The organism is Rugamonas brunnea (assembly GCF_014042345.1).
Taxonomy (GTDB): Bacteria; Pseudomonadota; Gammaproteobacteria; order Burkholderiales; family Burkholderiaceae_D; genus Rugamonas; species Rugamonas brunnea.
In genome coordinates, this window is the sequence record NZ_JACEZT010000008.1 from 75272 (window position 1) to 93091 (window position 17820).

General features: G+C 65.8%; 13 protein-coding genes. 6 read left to right on the plus strand and 7 right to left on the minus strand.

Annotated elements, in window-relative coordinates; genetic code table 11:
* Window position 1: 1 nt before the first annotated feature.
* The 6 genes from H3H37_RS13540 to H3H37_RS13565 form a co-directional block, all read right to left on the minus strand.
* Window positions 2–613 (minus strand): OmpA family protein, encoded by a 612-nt coding sequence (locus tag H3H37_RS13540; RefSeq protein ID WP_182163295.1) that lies wholly within the window; start codon window positions 611–613, stop codon window positions 2–4.
* A gap of 2 nt (window positions 614–615) precedes the next feature.
* Complete coding sequence (locus tag H3H37_RS13545) at window positions 616–1101, minus strand: FecR family protein (protein ID WP_182163297.1); 486 nt, start codon at window positions 1099–1101, stop codon at window positions 616–618.
* Between the two features lie 42 nt (window positions 1102–1143).
* Window positions 1144–3267, minus strand: a complete 2124-nt coding sequence (locus tag H3H37_RS13550) for a GGDEF domain-containing protein (RefSeq protein ID WP_220456433.1) — start codon at window positions 3265–3267, stop codon at window positions 1144–1146.
* Between the two features lie 347 nt (window positions 3268–3614).
* Complete coding sequence (locus H3H37_RS13555) at window positions 3615–5525, minus strand: ABC transporter ATP-binding protein (RefSeq protein ID WP_182163299.1); 1911 nt, start codon at window positions 5523–5525, stop codon at window positions 3615–3617.
* Window positions 5515–7266: an ABC transporter transmembrane domain-containing protein gene (locus H3H37_RS13560; protein ID WP_182163301.1), complete on the minus strand. Its 1752-nt coding sequence runs from the start codon at window positions 7264–7266 to the stop codon at window positions 5515–5517. Before H3H37_RS13560 ends, H3H37_RS13555 begins: the two co-directional genes overlap by 11 nt.
* Window positions 7267–7405: 139 nt before the next feature.
* Entirely contained in the window at window positions 7406–8002 is a 597-nt protein-coding gene (locus tag H3H37_RS13565; RefSeq protein ID WP_182163303.1) for a phasin family protein, read from the minus strand.
* A gap of 217 nt (window positions 8003–8219) precedes the next feature.
* Between H3H37_RS13565 and H3H37_RS13570 the strand changes: the two genes are divergently transcribed.
* The 5 genes from H3H37_RS13570 to H3H37_RS13590 all read left to right on the plus strand — a co-directional run bounded on the left by H3H37_RS13570 (window position 8220) and on the right by H3H37_RS13590 (window position 12666).
* Complete coding sequence (locus tag H3H37_RS13570) at window positions 8220–8468, plus strand: DUF2164 domain-containing protein (RefSeq protein WP_182163305.1); 249 nt, start codon at window positions 8220–8222, stop codon at window positions 8466–8468.
* A gap of 18 nt (window positions 8469–8486) precedes the next feature.
* Window positions 8487–9800: an amidohydrolase family protein gene (locus H3H37_RS13575; protein ID WP_182163307.1), complete on the plus strand. Its 1314-nt coding sequence runs from the start codon at window positions 8487–8489 to the stop codon at window positions 9798–9800.
* A gap of 45 nt (window positions 9801–9845) precedes the next feature.
* Window positions 9846–10364 carry a GNAT family N-acetyltransferase gene (locus H3H37_RS13580; protein WP_182163309.1) on the plus strand — a complete coding sequence of 173 codons (519 nt, stop codon included), beginning with the start codon at window positions 9846–9848 and terminating at the stop codon, window positions 10362–10364.
* 15 nt (window positions 10365–10379) lie between these two features.
* The gene (locus H3H37_RS13585; RefSeq protein ID WP_182163311.1) at window positions 10380–10904 is read left to right on the plus strand and encodes a GNAT family N-acetyltransferase; all 525 of its coding nucleotides are present in this window, start codon (window positions 10380–10382) and stop codon (window positions 10902–10904) included.
* Between the two features lie 142 nt (window positions 10905–11046).
* Window positions 11047–12666 (plus strand): methyl-accepting chemotaxis protein, encoded by a 1620-nt coding sequence (locus H3H37_RS13590; protein ID WP_182163313.1) that lies wholly within the window; start codon window positions 11047–11049, stop codon window positions 12664–12666.
* 2 nt (window positions 12667–12668) lie between these two features.
* On the opposite strand, the gene H3H37_RS13595 is transcribed toward H3H37_RS13590, so the two are convergent.
* Window positions 12669–14534, minus strand: coding sequence for a glycoside hydrolase family 13 protein (locus tag H3H37_RS13595; protein ID WP_182163315.1), 1866 nt, complete (start codon window positions 14532–14534; stop codon window positions 12669–12671).
* A 522-nt stretch (window positions 14535–15056) separates the two neighbouring features.
* On the opposite strand from H3H37_RS13595, the gene H3H37_RS13600 reads away from it, so the two are divergent.
* Window positions 15057–17810 carry a TonB-dependent receptor gene (locus tag H3H37_RS13600; protein WP_182163317.1) on the plus strand — a complete coding sequence of 918 codons (2754 nt, stop codon included), beginning with the start codon at window positions 15057–15059 and terminating at the stop codon, window positions 17808–17810.
* Window positions 17811–17820: the final 10 nt, after the last annotated feature.

The following is a 17820-nucleotide window of genomic DNA, read 5'->3' on the forward strand; positions in this document are numbered from 1 at the left end:
CTTAGTGGACGATCACCACCACGCGCCGGTTGCGCGGTTCGGCCACGCCGTCCGGGGTGGGCACGGCCGGGTTGCCCTTGCCGTGGTAGGAGGTGCTGATGCGTTCCGGCGGCACGCCCTTGTCCAGCAGCAGCGCCTGCACCTGCTTGACCCGCTCCAGCGACAGCGCCGTGTCCAGCGCGGCCGAACCGGTGCTGTCGGTGTGGCCGCTGATGCGCACGCTGATGGCGGCGCGCCGCTTCACGGCGGCGGCGATGTCGTCGATGATCTTCTGGTCATCGGCCGCCAGCATGGAGGAACCGGTCTTGAAATACAGCGTGAAGGTCTCGCCGGCCGGGGGCTCCACGGCCAGCGCTTCGCCGAAGGTGCTGGCCAGGTAGGCCGGATCGGCCGTGGTGATGGCACCGGGCGCCTGGCGCGGGCCGGACGTGCGCGTCATCGCGCCCGCCTGCGTGAGCAACTGCTTGCCGCCCTCGGTGCTCACTTCGGCCTTGCCGACCTTGCCCTGCTGGTCCGGCACCAGGATCACGCTGGCGCCGCCGGCGCAGCCGGCCAGCAGCAGTGTCAGTGTCAATGCCGGCGCGGCGGCCAATGCTTTGGATGGAAAGCGCATGGTCACTCCTTCACTTCGATCAGCACCTTGGTGCCGCGGGTGGCGATGGTGGCGTCCGGCGTGCGCACCTTGACCGTGTCTGGCGCCAGCTTGCCGATCTGCCCCGTGATGTATGAGAACGTCCCCTTGAGCATGCGCACCACGAGCGCGAACTTGCCGTTGTTGGGATCGAAGATGTAGTCGTTCAGCGCCAGCTCGCTGGACGAGCCGGCCGAGATGGTGGTGTCGTCGCCCAGCACGATGCCGACGGCGCCGGGCTTGCCGGTGCGGACCTGGTCGCCCCGGTATAGCGGCGTGCCGACCGTGGCGGACAAGGTGGCGCCGCCGCGCACGATGCTCACCGTGCCTTGCAGGTTCTGGATGGTGCCGATCACCTCGGCCGCTGGTGCCGCTGGCGCAGCCGGTGCCGCCGGTGGCGCCGCTTGCGCGCACGTGCCCGCGCACAGCAGCGCGGCCAGCAGCAAGGTGGTGCATCGCCTGTTCGTCATGCCATTCTCCCTGGTTGGTATTGCATGGATGCGCCGCGCGGCCTAGTGGTTGTTCTTGGCCGCCTGTTTCAATGGTACGACATTGCTCGCTTCCGAGCCGGCCGGCGGCGGACCATCCGCGGCCGGGCCCAGCACCACGCTCAGGTCCACATAGCCGGCGCGCCAGGCCCGTTCCAGATCCTGTTCGATGGCCTCCATCGAGGTGTCGGCGAAATTGGCGAAGCCGCGCACGCCGTAGGCGCGGTTGCGGCCATGGGCCTTGGCCAGGTAGAGCGCCATGTCGACCAGGTTGACGGCCCGTTCCCACGACAGCGGCCGCTCGTCCGGGAACAGCGGGAATGGCGCGAAGCCGACCGACACGTTGACCTGGATGTGGTGGTCCTGGTAGGCCACAGTCTGCGCCGAGATGCTCTCCAGGATGCGGCGCGCCACCTCGTCCACGCCGTGGCGCGGAATGGCGGGCAGGAAGGCGAGGAACTCCTCGCCGCCCCAGCGCACGATCATGTCCGTCTCGCGCAGCGCGATGCGCAGGTGTTCGGCGATCATCTTCAGCACCGCGTCGCCAGCCGCGTGGCCGTAGGTGTCGTTGACGTGCTTGAAGTGGTCCACGTCCAGCAGGAACAGGGCGCCCACGATGTCGTCGCCACTGCTGGTGCGCACGGGTGCCTCGCGCCGTTCGGGCGGCGCGTGGCCGCGCATGTAGTCCTGGAAGTGGCGCCGGTTGTAGAGCGAGGTGAGGGGATCGAGGGCGCTTTGCGCCTTCAGCTCCAGATTTTTCACTTCCAGCTGGGCGTTGGCGTGGCGTACCTTGCGGTACAGCAGGCCGACCACGGCGGCGGCCAGCGCGAACACCAGCGCCAACAGCCACCACACGCGCTGTTGCAGGCGCCGGTTGTCGAGTTCCGTGCCCTTGACCTGGTTTTCGCGGCTCAGCAGTTCGATCTGGCGCTGGCGCTTGTCGGCCTCGTATTTCTCCTGCAGTTCCAGCACGGCTTGCTGGCGCTGCTTTTCGAACAATTCGTTGGAGATGGCGCGCTCGCGGTGGTAGGCGTCGACGGCGCCGCGCAGGTCGCCCGCCTTCTCCAGCGCCTGGCCATATTCGAGCAGCACCCCTTGCAGATCCGGCTTGCTGTTGGCCTTTTCGTAGAACGCCAGGCCGGCCTCGAAGCTCTTCTTGCCGTCGGCGATGCGGCCCAGGCCCATGTAGGCTTCGCCGATGTTGACGCGGGCGGTGGCCTCGATCGGAGCCGAGCCGGCCGCGCGCGCCGCCTGCAGTGATTCGTTCCCGTAGCGCAGCGCGCGCGCGTAGTCGCGCGCCTTCAGGTAGTTGTCCGACAGGTTCACCAGCGAGTTGGCGATCATGCGCTGCGCGCCCAACTGGCGTTCCAGCGCCAGCGCTTCCTGCAAGGCGCGCAGCGCGCGCGCCGGCTGGTGCGCTTCGATGGCCAGGCCGTATTCCGTATCCTTGGCCACGGCCATGCGCCCGGCCGAGTGCAGGGCGCGCGACACGCTCAGCAGTTCTTCCAGCACGGCGAAGCCCTTGTCGTATTCGCGCATCTGGTTGTACAACTGGGTCAGGGCGTTGAGGGCGGTGGCCAGCGGCAGCTGGTCGGTGATCTGGCGCGCCAGGTCCACGGCCGCCTGCAGCTTGACCAGCGCGGTGGGGAAGTCGCCCTGTTCCGCGTAAGCCTGGCCGGCCGTGATCGTCGCCTGCACCCGCAGCGGCAGGTCGTTGGTGCGCGCGGCCGTGGCCTCGGCCTCGAACGCCAGCTGGTGCGCCTGCTTGACGTCGGCCTGGGCGAATTTCACATAGGCTCTCGACAGCAGGCCGTTGGCCAGAATGGCGTTGTTATGCTGGGCCTTGCCATACGCGATGACGGCGTCGGCCTGGGCCAGCGCGGCATCGTTCTCGCCCAGCCGCATGTGGGCCAGGCTGATCTGGGACATGATTTCGGCGCGGGTGGCAGGGGGCGCGCCATCGGCCTCCGTTTGCAGCTTGAGCAGCTGGGCCAGCGCCTTGTCGGGCACGAAGCGGCTCTGTTCGCGCACCTCGGCGATGCGCTGTTCGAGCGGCGTCTGGGCGCACGCCAGCAACGGCGCCAGCAGGGCCGTCGCGATCAGCAGGCGCCGCGCGCCAGGTACCGAAAATGCCTTCTTTCTTGCCAACGCGTCACCTCCACCTGCACTGCGCCCATGGTGCGCAAAGTGTCTAGACAATTATATTCTTGTTGCAGTCTAGAAAGTCCAAGCCACGCCGCATATTTACCGAAATCCGCACAGTTCCATGGCCGTTCTGCTAACGAAGTTGGTGGTTTGCTACAGTTTTAATGGCTTTTAAAGCAATGTTAAACGAAGATGAATTGTTTGATCTGTATCAAACCGGGGTCAGGTCCCATATTGATTAATATCAAACCGGGGTCAGACCCCATACGGCCGGGGTCAGACCCCAACGGCGCATACGGCTGGGGTCAGACCCCGACGGCGTTGGCGGCATGCTGCTGCCAGCCTGGGCGTCAGGCGGCCAGTTGCTGGAGCTGGTACAGGCGTTGATATAAGCCGCCATCGACTTGCATCAATTGCGCGTGCGGGCCCGATTCGGCGATGCGGCCATGGTTGAGCACGACGATGCGGTCGGCCTCGCGGATGGTGGACAGCCGGTGCGCAATGGCGATGATGGTGACGCGCCCGCGTAACTCGTCGAGCGCCGTCTGCACGATCTGCTCGGTCTGGCTGTCGATATGCGAGGTGGCCTCGTCCAGCAGCAGGATGCGGGGCTGGCCGGCCAGCGCGCGGGCGATGGCGATCAACTGTTTCTGACCCACGGACAGGCGCGAGCCGCCTTCGCCGAGCGCCGTGTCGTAACCGTGTTCGAGCGCCATGATGAAGTCGTGCGCATGGGCGGCGCGGGCGGCCGCCTCGACCTGGGCGTCGCTCAGGTCGCGCCCCATGGCGATGTTCTCGCGCGCGGAGGCGGCCAGCAGGAACGGTTCCTGCGGCACCAGCCCCACCTCGGCCCGGAATTCGGCGTTGGCGATCGACTCCAGCGGCGCGCCGAGGATGGTGATGGCGCCCTGCTGCACCGGGTAGTAGCGCAGCAGCAGCGACAGCAGCGTGGATTTGCCGCTGCCCGTGTGGCCGACGATGCCCACGAAGTCGCCCTGACCGATCTCAAGCGACAGGTCGTGCAGTACGGGCTGGCCAGGCACGTAGGCGAACCCGATGTGGCGCAGCGCCACGGCCGGCGCGTTGGCGTCGTGCAGACGCCGTGCGGGGCGCTGCGCTGTCGTAGGGGCGCGCGCTCCGAGGTCATGCGCCGCCTCGTCCTGTGTCGCCTTGCCTTGCGCCGCGTTGTCGTGCGCCGCCGCGCCATGCGCCACCTTGTTGTGCGCCGCCTTATCGTGAGCCGCGTGCTCTGGCGCGCTGGCTTCGTCCAGCAGGGCCGCCACGCGCGCACTGGCCACCACCGATTGCTGCAACTGGCTGAATTGCATGGTGATCTGGATCAGCGGTTCGATCACGCGGGCGATGTAACTGATGAAGGCGTACAGCACACCCACCTCGGTCGCCGTCATCTGGCGCTGGCCGAAGGCGAAGATGACGGAGGCCAGCAGCACGATGTTGAGCAGGTCCAGCGCGGGCCGCAGCAGCCAGGCGTTGGCGCGCAGTTCGGCCATGCGGGCTTCGTAATGGCGCTCGTTGGTGGTGCGGAAGCGCGCGGCGAAACGGGCTTCGGCGTTGCTGGCCTGGAGCACGCTCATGCCGCCTATCGATTCGGCCAGATGGCCGTTGATGTCGCTGCGCAGGGCGCGGGCGCGGGTGACTGCCGGCGCGCTCCAGCGCTGGTAAAGCCAGATGATGGCCAGCACGGCCGGCAGCAAGGCCAGCACGATGCTCATCAGATGCCAGTCCAGCCAGGCCATGGCGCAGACGGTGCCGATCAGGACGATGGAACTGTCGAGCATCACGAACAGCACCTGAACGTACAGGGTCTTGACGGCTTCCGTGTCGTTGGTCACGCGCGACACCAGTTGGCCGGTGATGGCGCGGTCGAAGAAGGCCATGGGCAGGCGCAGCACGTGGCCATAGACCTGTTCACGCAGGCGCCGCACCGAACGCATGGCCAGCCCGGACAGGCGCACCAGTTGCAGGTAGCGCAGGCCGCTGGCCACCCAGCCCGTCAGCAGCACGCCGGCCAACAGCGCCGCCATGCGCGGCCAGTCGAGGCGGTGCGGCAGCAGGTGCTGGTCGATCAGCGCCTTGCCCATGATGGGGCCCAGCACTTCGAGCAGCGCGGCCAGCACCAGCCAGAGCACGGCCCAGCCCAGGTGGCGCTGGTCCGGCTGCGCGGCGCGGCGCAGCAGCGCCACCGCTTGCAGGGTCTGGCGGCGCGCGTCGTGCGGCTGCAGGTCGTGGTCAGCTTGCATCGAGACTGGCCTCCAGTTGTTGGTAGCGCCACTGGCTGGCATACCAGCCGTCGAGCGCCAGCAGTTCGTCGTGCGTGCCCGCTTCCGTCACGTGGCCGTCGCGCAGCACGACGATCCGGTCCGCGCTGACGACGGCACTCAGGCGGTGGCTGGCGATGATGGCGCTGCGGCCGGGGCGCGCCTGGCGCAGTTGTTCCAGGTGCTGCAGGATGCGCGCCTCGGTGCCGGTGTCCACGGCCGACAGCGCGTCGTCCAGCAGCAGCAAGTCGTTATCGGCCAGCAGCGCGCGGGCGATGGCCACGCGCTGGCGCTGGCCGCCCGACAGCGTGATGCCGCGCTCGCCCACCTGGGTGTCGTAACCGTCCGGGAACAGCAGGATGTCGTCGTGGATGGCGGCCAGCGTGGCGGCCCGCTCCACGTCGGCGCGGCTGGCGCCGGGGCGGGCCAGCGCGATGTTGTCGGCGATCGTGGCCGAGAACAGGAACGATTCCTGCGGCACCCAACTGATGGCCGCGCGCAGTGCGTGCAGGCGGTAGGCCTCCAGCGGCTGGCCGGACCAGCGCACGCTGCCCGCCTGCGGCGTGAGCTGGCGCAGCAGCACGCGCAGCAGGGTCGATTTGCCGCTGCCGGTCGGGCCGACCAGGCCTAGGGTCTGGCCCGGCGCCAGCGTCAGCGTCAGGTGGGACAGGGCGGGCGCGGTCTGGCCTGGATAGGCGCAGGCGACATCGCGCAGTTCCAGCGCGCCGGGCGCCACGGCATCCAGCGTGCCTTGGTCGTCGACGGCCAGCGGCGCATCGAGCATCGGTTGCAGCCGGGCCCAGGCCGCGCGGCCCCGTTCGATCAGCGACAGCACCCAGCCGGCCGCGAACATGGGCCAGATCAGCTGCCCGAGATACATGGTGAAGCTGGTCAACGCGCCAATGGTGAGCTGCTGATGCCACACGAGATAGCCGCCCAGGCCCAGCGTGAGCGCGCTGGCCGCCGTCAGCGTCAGGCCCACGGCCGGTTCGTAGGCCGCTTCCCACACCTGGGCGCGCAGGCTGGCGCTGGCCGCGTGCTCCGTCAGGTCCGCGAACTGGCTGGCGCTGCGTTGCTCCAGGCCCAGCGCGCGCAGCGTGCGCACACCGGCCAGGGTTTCCTGCACGTGGTCGTTGAGGGCGGAGAAGCAGCGCAGCGCGTCGGTCGAGGCCTTGTGGATGTGGCTGGAAATGCGCCAGAACGCCAGTCCCATCAAGGGAAACGGCAGCAGGGCCACGGCGGCCAGGCGCCAGTCCACGCCCAGCAGCATCACGCCCAGCACCATCACCAGCGTCAGCGAGCCATCGAAGCCGGCCAGCATGGCTTCGCCGGCCGCCAGTTCGATGGCGTCGATATCGTTGGTGGCCAGCGCCATCAGGTCGCCTGTGCGCCGCTGCTGGTAGAAGGCCGGGCCTTGCAGCGCCAGCCGCTCGTAAAGCCGGGTGCGCAACGACACGCCCAGTTGGTAGGCGGCGGCGAACAGGGTCTGGCGCCAGCCCACGCGCAGGAAGTAGATGGCCACGCCGATTAGCAGCAGGCTGCCGATTTCCAGCAGCAGCGCGTTGCCGCCGAGGCGGTGGGCGGCCAGGCCATCGATCATGGCGCCGACCTTGCGCGGCACCCACACGCCGAGCGCGGCCACGCCGGCCAGCATGGCGCCGGCCGCCGCATAGGCGCGGGAATGCTGGCGCACGAAATGGCCGATCAGCCCGGAGAGATTCATTGTGTTGTTGTCCATGCAGGGCGCTAGGATACAACAAGCGCAAAAAAACCGGGGTCAGGTCATGCGATCAAGCAATCACGGCGTGATTGCTTGATCGCATGACCTGACCCCGGTTTGGGGTTGGCGCCCGGTTGGTGCCTTATTTCTTGGACTTGGCGCTGACCTTGGCCACAGGTGCGGCGGCGGCTTCCGTCACGGCCGGCGCTGGCGCGGCGGCTGCTTCCACCTTGGCAGGGGCGGGCGCTTCGGCCACGATGGCGGGTTTGGCTGGCACTTCGACCACGGGCTCGGCAACCACGGTCACCTTGGCTTCCGGCTCCACCTTGGCGGCCGCTTTCGGGGCCGGCGCCGGGGCTGGGGCGGCGGCGGGCTTGGCGGGGGCGGCCAGCGTCAGCGTCTGCGGCACGTCCTTGATCTGTTCCTTGGCGCTCTGGATCAGCTCGGCCTGGGCGGCCGTGGCGATGTTGAACAGCTGGCGGCTGTAAGCCAGCAGGTTGTCCAGGTAGTTGGCCTGACCCGTGCTCAGGGTGAAGAATTCGCGCGGGTCTTTCGCTTCCAGCAATTGCTTGGCGGCCGAAGACGATTTCTCCACCGAGGCCTTGGTGGTGCTGATATTGAGGGCGATGACTTTCTCGGCGCTTTCCACGGCCTTGGCGGCCAGGTTGTTGATGATGTTCAACTGCGCTTCAATCTGGGATTTCGTAGCTGCGGAAAACTGTTCTGGAATCGAAAACATGGCTTCTCCTGGGACGATTAAAATGCGGGCCTGGCGCACCGGAGCGGCTGTGGCCGTGAGTTTATGATGCGCTGCAATAAATGCATTCTAGCGGCGATTGCCGGCCTTGGAAAGTTATTTTTTCCGCTATCCGTGCACCGCTGTGCGATACCCAACAGGACCGGGTGTATGGTCAAATTAATGCGCTGCAACAATAATCTTTTCCAGGTGAAACAACATGACGATCAAGCTGAACAAGGACGTGGAGCAACGTTTGCTGGCCTCCATCCAGCGCTATTGCGCGGAAAACATGGACGAGGAGGTGGGCGAGCTCAAGGCGCGCCTGCTGCTCGATTATTGTTTGCGTGAAATTGGCCCCTCTGTCTACAATCAGGCCATCCTGGACGCGCAAAGCGCGATGCAGGAGCGCATTGCCGACATCGAGACGGTCTGTTACGAGACTGAATTTTCCTACTGGAAGAAGTAAGCTGGCCGGGAGCTGCCCATGGATGCGCCTTTTGATACCGTGATACGTAACGCCAGCCTGCCCGACGGCCGCCAGGGCATGGACATCGCCATCGCCGACGGCCGCATCGCTGCCATCGGCCCGGCCCTGGCGCCGCGCGGGCGGCAGGAGATCGACGCCGGCGGCGACCTGCTCACGCCGCCGTTCGTGGATGCCCATTTCCACATGGACGCCACACTCAGCTACGGCCTGCCGCGCGTGAACGAATCGGGCACCCTGCTCGAAGGCATCGCGCTGTGGGGCGAATTGAAGCCGCAGCTGACCCAGGAGGCGCTCGTGGCGCGCGCGTTGCAATATTGCGACTGGGCCGTGGCCAAGGGCTTGCTGGCCATCCGCAGCCATGTGGATGTGTGCGACGACCGCCTGCTGGCCGTGGAAGCCCTGCTCGACGTGAAACGCCAGGTGGCGCCCTACCTGGATTTGCAACTGGTGGCCTTCCCCCAGGATGGCTTGCTGCGCAGCCCCACGGCGCTGGCTAACCTCAAGCGCGCCATCGCCATGGGCGTGGACGTGGTGGGCGGCATCCCCCATTTCGAGCGCACCATGGCCGAGGGCACCGAATCGGTGCGCATCCTGTGCGAGTTCGCGGCCGGCAAGGGCTTGCGGGTGGACATGCATTGCGACGAATCGGACGACCCCCATTCGCGCCACATCGAGACGCTGGCCTACGAGACCAACCGGCTCGGCCTGCAAGGCCGGGTCACCGGGTCCCACCTGACCTCCATGCATTCGATGGACAACTACTACGTGAGCAAGCTGCTGCCGCTGATTCGCGAGGCCGGCGTGGCGGCCGTGGCCAACCCGCTCATCAACATCACGCTGCAAGGCCGCCACGACAGCTACCCCAAGCGGCGCGGCATGACGCGCGTGCCGGAACTGCTGGCGGCCGGCGTGGAGGTGGCGTTCGGCCACGATTGCGTGATGGACCCGTGGTACAGCCTGGGCTCGGGCGACATGCTGGAAGTGGCCCACATGGGCTTGCACGTGGCCCAGATGACGGGCCAGCACGCCATGCGCGCCTGCTTCGAGGCCGTCACGGCCGCGCCGGCCCGCATCCTCGGTTTGCACGGCTACGGCCTGGCGCCCGGCTGCCATGCCGACCTGGTGTTGCTGGACGCGGCCAGCCCGGTGGAAGCGATCCGGCTGCGCGCGGCGCGGCGGATGGTGATGCGGCGCGGCAAGGTCATCAGCACCACGCCGCGCGCCACGGCCACGCTGGATCTGCCGGGCCGGCCGGCGCAGACCGGGTTCCGCTTGCGCTCGCCCGCTGGACTTGACGCCGAAAATACATGACAATCGACTATCAAAAAACTTGCTGGGCAACCTGTTGGAGCTGTCTTGAAAGAAATCGCGATACGTCCCGCCACGCCGGCTGATTTTGACGCCATGTGGGCGGTGCACGAAGAATTGATCGCCAGTGGCGACACCTTGTATTTCCCCGAAGACATCACCCGCGAGGCCTGCCTGGCCTATTGGTTCGGCCCCGGCGTGGCCAGCCTTGTGGCCATCCTCAACGGTGAGCGCCTGCTGGGCATGTACCGCTTGCTGCCGGCCCAGCCGGGCCGGGGCGCCCACGTGGCCAGCGCCTTCTTCGTCGTCAGCCCGGCCGCACAGGGCATCGGCGTGGGCAAGCTGCTCGGCGCCGACTGCCTGCGGGCTGCGCGCCAGGCCGGCTACCTGGCCGTGCAACTCGATTTCGTGATCAGTTCCAACGTGGCGGCCGTGCTGTTGTGGAAACGGCTGGGCTTCCAGGTGGCCGGCACCTTGCCCGGCGCCTACCGCCATCCGCAACTGGGCTATGTGGACGCTTACCTGATGGTCCAGTTGCTCAATGACCGCGCCCACTGGCCCGAATAGGGCAGACCCGGCCCCATGATCGTGCTGGAGACGCCGCGCCTGCGCCTGCGCACGCTCACCGTGGATGACGCGCCGTTCTACCTGGCGCTGGTCAACGAACCGTCCTGGCTGCGCCATATCGGCGACAAGCATCTTCGCACCGTCGAGGCGGCCCGCGCCGCCATCGAACAAGGGCCGTGCGACATGCAGCGCCGCCTCGGCCATTCCCTTTACCTCGTCGAACGCAGCGCCGATGGCGCACCGCTGGGCCTGTGCGGCCTGATCAAACGCGACAGCCTGCCCGGCGTCGACATCGGCTACGCGCTGCGGCCCGCCCACTGGGGCCAGGGCTACGCCTATGAGGCGGCCAGCGCCGTGCTGGCCTACGCGCGCGATGTGTTGCGCCTGCCCGCGCTGCTGGCCATCACCGGCCCCGACAACGTGGCCTCGAACGCGCTGCTGCGCAAGCTGGGCTTGCAATTTGTGCATTGCACGGAATTGACGCCGGCCGTGCCCTCCAATCTGTATCGCCTGGACTTCAGTCGCGACGGCTCAGCTTGATTTTTCCATGCGGAAGCGCATGATGTAAGCTATACATGCACTGCAATGCATCAGCCCGGCCCGTGCGCGTGCTACGCCACGGGCCGCTTGACTCTGGACTGCCAGGAGCCGGCCGCCGGCTCTCAACGCGCAAGGGGAAGTGATGAGACTCGCAAATCTGAAAATCGGGGTGCGGCTGGGCTTGTTGGGTGCGTTCTTTTTCGCCGCCTTGCTGGTGGTGGCCGGCGGCGGCTGGCGTGCCCTCAGCAGCAGCAATGCCCGCAGTGCCGAAGCGATGGCCCGTTCCGACATGCTCAGCGCCGCCGTGGACACGGCCCGCAGCGCCCAGGTGCAATTCAAGATCCAGGTGCAGGAATGGAAGGACACCCTGTTGCGCGGCAACGATCCGGCCGCCTTCGACAAGTATTCCAAGGCCTTCCTCAAAAGCAGCGAGGCGACCGGGGCGGAACTGGCCAGGCTCAAGGGTCTCATGGACCAGTTGCAATTGCGCACGCCGCTGGTCGACGAGGCGATCCGTACCCACGCCGAGCTGCAAGGCAAATACCTGGAAGCGCTCAAGCAGTACGATGTGGCCAATGCCGACAGCGCCCACGTGGTCGACAAGCTGGTCAAGGGCATAGACCGGGCGCCCACGGCCAGGATCAATGACATCGTCGCTTTCATCGGCGCCGAGTCGCGCCGGCTGACGGCGGAAATGGCGCAGGCGAACGCGCGCGAGTACCGCAGCGCCGTCACCGTCATGCTGGCGACACTGCTGGTGACGCTGGCGGTGGGCCTGGTCACCGTGCGCTGGCTGATCCGCAGCATCACCGTGCCGCTGGGCGCGGCCGTGGGCATGGCCCAGACCGTGGCGGCCGGCGATTTGCGCAGCGACGTGCGGGCCAGCACCAGGGACGAGATCGGCGACTTGCTGCGCGCACTCAAGGCCATGCAGGACAACCTGGCGCGCATCGTCGGCCAGGTGCGGCAAGGCACGGACACCATCCATCAGGCCACGGTGGAGATCGCCAGCGGCAACCTGGACTTGTCGGGCCGCACGGAGCAGCAGGCCAGCGCACTGCAACAGACGGCGGCCTCGATGATGGAACTGAGCACCACCGTCAAGCACAACAACGACAACGCCAGCGAGGCCAGCCGGCTGGCCGACGCTGCCTCCACCGTCGCGCAGCGCGGCGGCGAGGCGGTGGAGCAGATGGTGCAGACCATGGGCTCGATCAACGAGTCGTCGCGCAAGATCGTCGACATCATCGGCGTGATCGACGGCATCGCCTTCCAGACCAATATCCTGGCCCTGAACGCGGCGGTGGAAGCGGCCCGCGCGGGCGAGCAGGGGCGCGGTTTCGCGGTGGTGGCGTCGGAGGTGCGCAACCTGGCCCAGCGCAGCGCGGCCGCCGCCAAGGAGATCAAGGAACTGATCGGCGATTCCGTCGACCGGGTGGAGGCGGGCAGCCGGCTCGTGGGGCAGGCCGGCATGACGATGGACGAGGTGGTGACCAGTGTGCGGCGGGTGACGGCCATGATAGGCGAGATCGCCACGGCCAGCGTTGAACAGCGCGAGGGTATCGAACAGGTCAGCACCGCCATCAGCCAGATGGACGATGCGACCCAGCAGAACGCGGCGCTGGTGGAGCAGGCTGCCGCCGCGGCCGACGCCTTGCAGCAGCAGGCGGCCAGCCTGAACGAGGCGGTCAGCATCTTCAAGCTCAACGACGGCGTGGTACCAGTGGCGGCGCCGGTGCGCGCCGCGTTGACGCACCACTGAACTTAGCGCAACTCCAGCACCAGCACCGAGCGGGCCGGCAGGGTCAGCGTGCCGTCCAGTGCGACGTGCTGGCCGCTGATCACGTCGTCGCCACCGTGCACGCCGGCCAGCATTTCCTGGAAGCGGGCCGTGGCCAGCGTGGTGTCGCTGTGGTTCTTGTTGAACGCCACCATCACCTTCTGCTTGCCGTCGTAGCGGAAGAACACATAGGTGTTGTGCTCGGGTCCGAACTGCATGGTCTTGCCGTGGTGGATCACGGGCTGGCCCTTGCGCCAGTTCAGCAGCTTTTTCAGGAAGGCCTGGGCCGCCAGTTGCCTGGGCGTCAGGCCGGCGCCCGTGTAGGCGTTGACGGTGTCGCCGGCCCAGCCGCCGGGGAAGTCGTGGCGGTAGGAGGCGTCGTCGCGGCGGCCGGTGGTGCTGGTCATCAGCACTTCCGTGCCGGCATAGAACTGCGGGATGCGCGGCGCCGTCAGCACGTAGGCCATGGCCATGCGAAACAGCGCGTCGTCCTCGTGCAGGTCGCTGTAGATGCGCGACAGGTCGTGGTTGCCTTCGAACAGCACCATGTTGCCGGGGTTGGGGTACAGGTAATCCTGGGACAGGGTTTCATACAAGCTCGTCAGGCTGTACTGGGCGCCGTCGGCGTCGTCCGAGGCCAGCGCGCGGCGCAGCGTGTCGTTGAGCGGGAAGTCCATCATGCCCGGCATGTGCGAGACATAGCCGTCGAAATTGCGCTTGCCTTCCTGCCAGCGGGCGACGATGGGAATGTGCGGGCTCCATTCCTCGCCCACCAGGTTCAGCTTCGGATACTCGTGCATGATGCGGCCCGACCAGGCGGACAGGAAGGCGCTGTCGGAATAGCTGTAGGTGTCCACCCGCAGGCCGGACAGGCCGGCGTACTCGATCCACCAGATGCTGTTTTGCATCAGGTAGGTGGCCAGGTGGGGATTGGCCTGGTTCAGGTCTGGCATGGTGGCGACGAACCAGCCTTGCGTGAAGTCGCGCCTGTCGGCCTGCGAGCCGTAGGGGTCCTGCACGGCCACCCGGTGGTGCTCGGTGGGCACAAACTTGCCCTGGTGGGTGATCCAGTCGGCGCTCGGCAAGTCCTGCATCCACCAGTGGCGGTCGCCGATGTGGTTGAGCACCACGTCCTGGATCACGCCGATGCCGTGCTGGCGCGCCTGCGCCACGAACGCGCGGTATTGCTCGTTGCTGCCGTAGCGCGGGTCGATGCGGTAGTGGTTGGTGGTGGCGTAGCCATGGTAGGAGCCGCGCTCCATGTTGGACTCCAGCAGCGGGGTCGGCCACAGCATCGTGTAGCCCATGGCGGCCACGTAGTCCAGGTGGGCCGCCATGCCGGCCAGGTCGCCGCCGTGGCGGCCGGAACCGTCCTGGCGGTTGGCCTGCTCCGTCATGCCGGGCATGTTGTCGTTGGCCGGGTCGCCGTTGGCATAGCGGTCGGGCATCACTTCATAGATGGCGTCGGCGCTGCTGAAGCCGGACCGGTCGGCCGAGCCGGCCGCGCGCGCCTGCAGCGTGTACGGGGTGCTGAGTACGGTCTTGCCTTGCTGGCGGAATTGCAGCGTCAGCGTGCCCGGCGCCGCGCCGGGTGCGATGTCCAGGTCGATGAACAGGTAGTTAGCGTTATCGCTGCGGGCCACCTTGGCGATGCGCACGCCCGGATAGTGCAGTGCCGGCTCCAGTTCGGCGATCCGGGGCCCATGCACCATCAATTCCAGCTGCCGGCTGTGCATGCCGGTCCACCACGAGGGCGGCTCCAGGTGGTCGATGCTGTGCTGCCGGGGCTGCGCCCATGCCGGTGACGGGGACAGGGTGGCCAGCGCGGCCAGCACGATCAGGCGCTTCATGGGATCTCCATTCTTCTGGTAGGCAGACTACAATTTATTGAAATTTAGCGATTTAAAAATAATAATTTAAAAACAGTGACTTAGCAACGTTCGTGCATTTCAAGCTTGGCGCGAAATGCTAAATTTTTAGTGTTGCTACATTATCGTGTTGCTGCGATGTGCAAAGTTTTCGATTTCTTCGCCTGGTAGGCGTATCGGGGTCGCGCAGCATGGGATGATGGCTGTGACTGATCCCCGGCGCCGCGCGCCGGCGGCCCCTTTTTTCTTCCATCTTGTAGTTCGATTACATCGCCTCGTGCGTAACTCTGTAGCCGAAATACAACGCATCCCCATTCTTCTCATAGGGAGCGCAGTGTAAGCGTGCTTCTTTCGACGTAGCTAAACTTAACTTCGATTGACACCAAATCTAGTTTTAGTACAAAATTCTTTCTGGAACGTCAAAGAACGTTGAATTCCAAGGAACCCGTGAAGTCGTTCGTGGCTCGGGAAATATATTTGGTGTCGAGTGAGGGGGCATTAACAATGAGTAAGTTCGCAAGCAAGCGCAACAGCGCCACTTTTCAACTGAGTCCGGTCGCGGCAGGCTGCGCCCTGTTCGTGGCCGCGTTGGCACAACCGGTTTACGCGCAAACGGCGCCGGCCGCCCAGGCTGACGCCGCGCCGATGGCGACGGTGACCGTGTCGGGCATCCGCCGTGGTATCGAGGACGCGATCTCGGTCAAGAAGGATGCCACCTCGATCGTCGAAGCCATTTCGGCCGAGGACATCGGCAAGCTGCCTGACGTCAGCATCGCCGAATCGATTTCCCGCCTGCCCGGTCTGGCCGCCCAGCGCGTGGCCGGCCGCGCCCAGGTGATCAGCGTGCGCGGTCTGTCGCCGGACTTCTCGACCACCCTGCTGAACGGCCGCGAGCAAGTGAGCACGGGCGACAACCGCTCGGTGGAATTCGACCAGTACCCATCCGAGCTGATGGCTGGCGTGACCGTCTACAAAACCCCGGACGCCGGCCTGGTCGGCCAGGGCCTGTCGGGCACCATCGACATGCAGACCGTACGTCCGCTGTCGTTCGGCGGCCGCACCGTGGCGCTGAATGCCCGTGGCGAACACAACTCGCTGGGCAGCATCGCCGGCGCCTCGGCCAACGGCAACCGCTTCAGCGCCAGCTACATCGACCAGTTCGCCAACCGCACGATCGGTATCGCACTGGGCTTCGCCCACCTGGAATCGCCCATCCTCGACCATGAGACGGGCATGTACGAGCCATGGAAGACCGATTCGCGTCCAGGCATCCCGTCGGGCACCTACATCACCGACGGCATCAAGGCCGTGGCCACCAGCGGCACCAACAAGCGCGACGGCTTCATGGGCGTGCTGCAATACCGTCCGAACAAGCAGTGGACCAGCATCCTGGACATCTACGCTTCCGAGTTCAAGCAAGAGCAAACCAACAACCAGCTGGAAGTCAACCTGGGTGGCTGGAACGGCGGCTTCACGCCCGGCCTGAACTACGTCAATCCTGTGTTCAACGGCAACAGCCTGGCTGGCGGCACCGCCACCGGCGTGTTCCCGCTGGTACGCGGCATGTACAACAAGCGCAAGGATGAAATCCATGCTGCCGGCTGGAGCAACACCATCAAGTTCAAGGATTGGTCGCTGTTCGCCGACGTGAACTACTCGCAAGCCAAGCGCGATGAGCTGAGCCTGGAAAACAACCTGCAGCACAACCCTGTGGCAGGCACCCAGTTCCTCGACAACCTGGGCCTGAAATATGCGTCCGGCGCGTTCCCGACCATCACGACCGGCCTGAACTACAGCGATCCAAGCCAGCTGTATGTGCGCAACACGATCTACGGTTCGGGCTACGGCAAAGTGCCGCACGTGGAAGACGAGCTGAAAGGCTTCAAGCTGGTGGCCAGCCTGCCAGTGCCGGACATGATGGAAAAGCTGTTCTCGGGCGTGGACGTGGGCGTCAACTACGCCGACCGCAGCAAGAAGCGTCGTCAGCCTGAAGGTCCGATCACCCTGACCGGCGACCAGTTCACCGTGCCGTCCAACCTGCAGTACTCGCCCGTGGACCTGAGCTTCGCCGGCGTGGGCACCATCCCGGCCTGGAACGTGCCTGGCGTGGTCGCCAGCGGCATGGCGTTCAACCCGGTCGACAACCTGTCCTACCTGGTGACCAAGGCCTGGGACGTGCAGGAAAAAGTGACCACCAGCTTCGTCAAGGCCAACATCGAAGCCGAAATGGGCGATGTGAGCGTGCGCGGTAACGTGGGCGTGCAAGTGCAGCGCACCCACCAGTCGTCGCAATCGCGTTATGTGGACAATTCCAGCGGCACCACCGAGATCAAGCCTGTGGACCTGGGCAAGACCTACACCGACGTGCTGCCTAGCCTGAACCTGGCGTTCGGCTTCGACAACCAGCAGACCGTGCGTCTGGCCGTGGCCAAGCAACTGGCCCGTCCACGCGTGGACCAGCTGAGCTCGGCGTTCCAGATGGACTACGACAAGACCCTGTTCCGCCTGACCGCCAACGGCGGCAACGCCAAGCTGGACCCATGGCGCGCCAATGCCTTCGACATCTCGTATGAGAAATACTTCGACAAGAAGGCTTACTATGCCGTGGCCGGTTTCTACAAGAAGCTGACCAGCTACATCTACACCCAGACCAAGGACTACGATTTCTCGTCCTTCATCCCGCCAGGCTATGTGTACAACACTGGTGTGCTGGGTTCGCTCAACACCGCTATCGGCCCGTTCTCGGCGCCGTACAACGGCCAGGGCGGCACGATGAAGGGTCTGGAACTGTCCGGCTCGCTGCCGATGAACCTGGTGACCAAGTCGCTGGACGGCTTCGGTGTGCAGGCTAGCGCCACCTTCAGCACCAGCGACATCAAGATCGAAGATCCGACCAGCAGCATCGGTAGCAACATCCCGCTGCCAGGCCTGTCGAAGCGCGTCACCAACCTGACCGCCTACTACGAGAAGAACGGTTTCGAAACCCGTATCAGCCAGCGCAAGCGTTCGGACTTCGTGGGTGAGATCAGCAACTTCGCCAACTCGCGTACGCTGCGTTATGTGGTCGGCGAGAACGTGGTTGACTTCCAGGTTGGCTACACCTTCAACGAAGGCACCTATAAGGGCCTGGGTCTGCTGCTGCAGGTCAACAATCTGACCAACTCGGCTTACGAGACCTACACCGGCACCCGTAGCCAGCAGCTGGAATACCAGAAGTATGGCCGCACGATCCTGATGGGCGCGAACTACAAGTTCTAAACCTACTGGA

What these genes read in the sequence shown, in the direction of transcription:
- H3H37_RS13555 (WP_182163299.1), bottom strand. Translation starts at nt 5,525, where the DNA reads ATGCAAGCTGACCACGACCTGCAGCCGCACGACGCGCGCCGCCAGACC.
- H3H37_RS13570 (WP_182163305.1), top strand. Translation starts at nt 8,220, where the DNA reads ATGACGATCAAGCTGAACAAGGACGTGGAGCAACGTTTGCTGGCCTCC.
- H3H37_RS13595 (WP_182163315.1), bottom strand. Translation starts at nt 14,534, where the DNA reads ATGAAGCGCCTGATCGTGCTGGCCGCGCTGGCCACCCTGTCCCCGTCA.
- H3H37_RS13545 (WP_182163297.1), bottom strand. Translation starts at nt 1,101, where the DNA reads ATGACGAACAGGCGATGCACCACCTTGCTGCTGGCCGCGCTGCTGTGC.
- H3H37_RS13575 (WP_182163307.1), top strand. Translation starts at nt 8,487, where the DNA reads ATGGATGCGCCTTTTGATACCGTGATACGTAACGCCAGCCTGCCCGAC.
- H3H37_RS13560 (WP_182163301.1), bottom strand. Translation starts at nt 7,266, where the DNA reads ATGAATCTCTCCGGGCTGATCGGCCATTTCGTGCGCCAGCATTCCCGC.
- H3H37_RS13600 (WP_182163317.1), top strand. Translation starts at nt 15,057, where the DNA reads ATGAGTAAGTTCGCAAGCAAGCGCAACAGCGCCACTTTTCAACTGAGT.
- H3H37_RS13585 (WP_182163311.1), top strand. Translation starts at nt 10,380, where the DNA reads ATGATCGTGCTGGAGACGCCGCGCCTGCGCCTGCGCACGCTCACCGTG.
- H3H37_RS13590 (WP_182163313.1), top strand. Translation starts at nt 11,047, where the DNA reads ATGAGACTCGCAAATCTGAAAATCGGGGTGCGGCTGGGCTTGTTGGGT.
- H3H37_RS13565 (WP_182163303.1), bottom strand. Translation starts at nt 8,002, where the DNA reads ATGTTTTCGATTCCAGAACAGTTTTCCGCAGCTACGAAATCCCAGATT.
- H3H37_RS13540 (WP_182163295.1), bottom strand. Translation starts at nt 613, where the DNA reads ATGCGCTTTCCATCCAAAGCATTGGCCGCCGCGCCGGCATTGACACTG.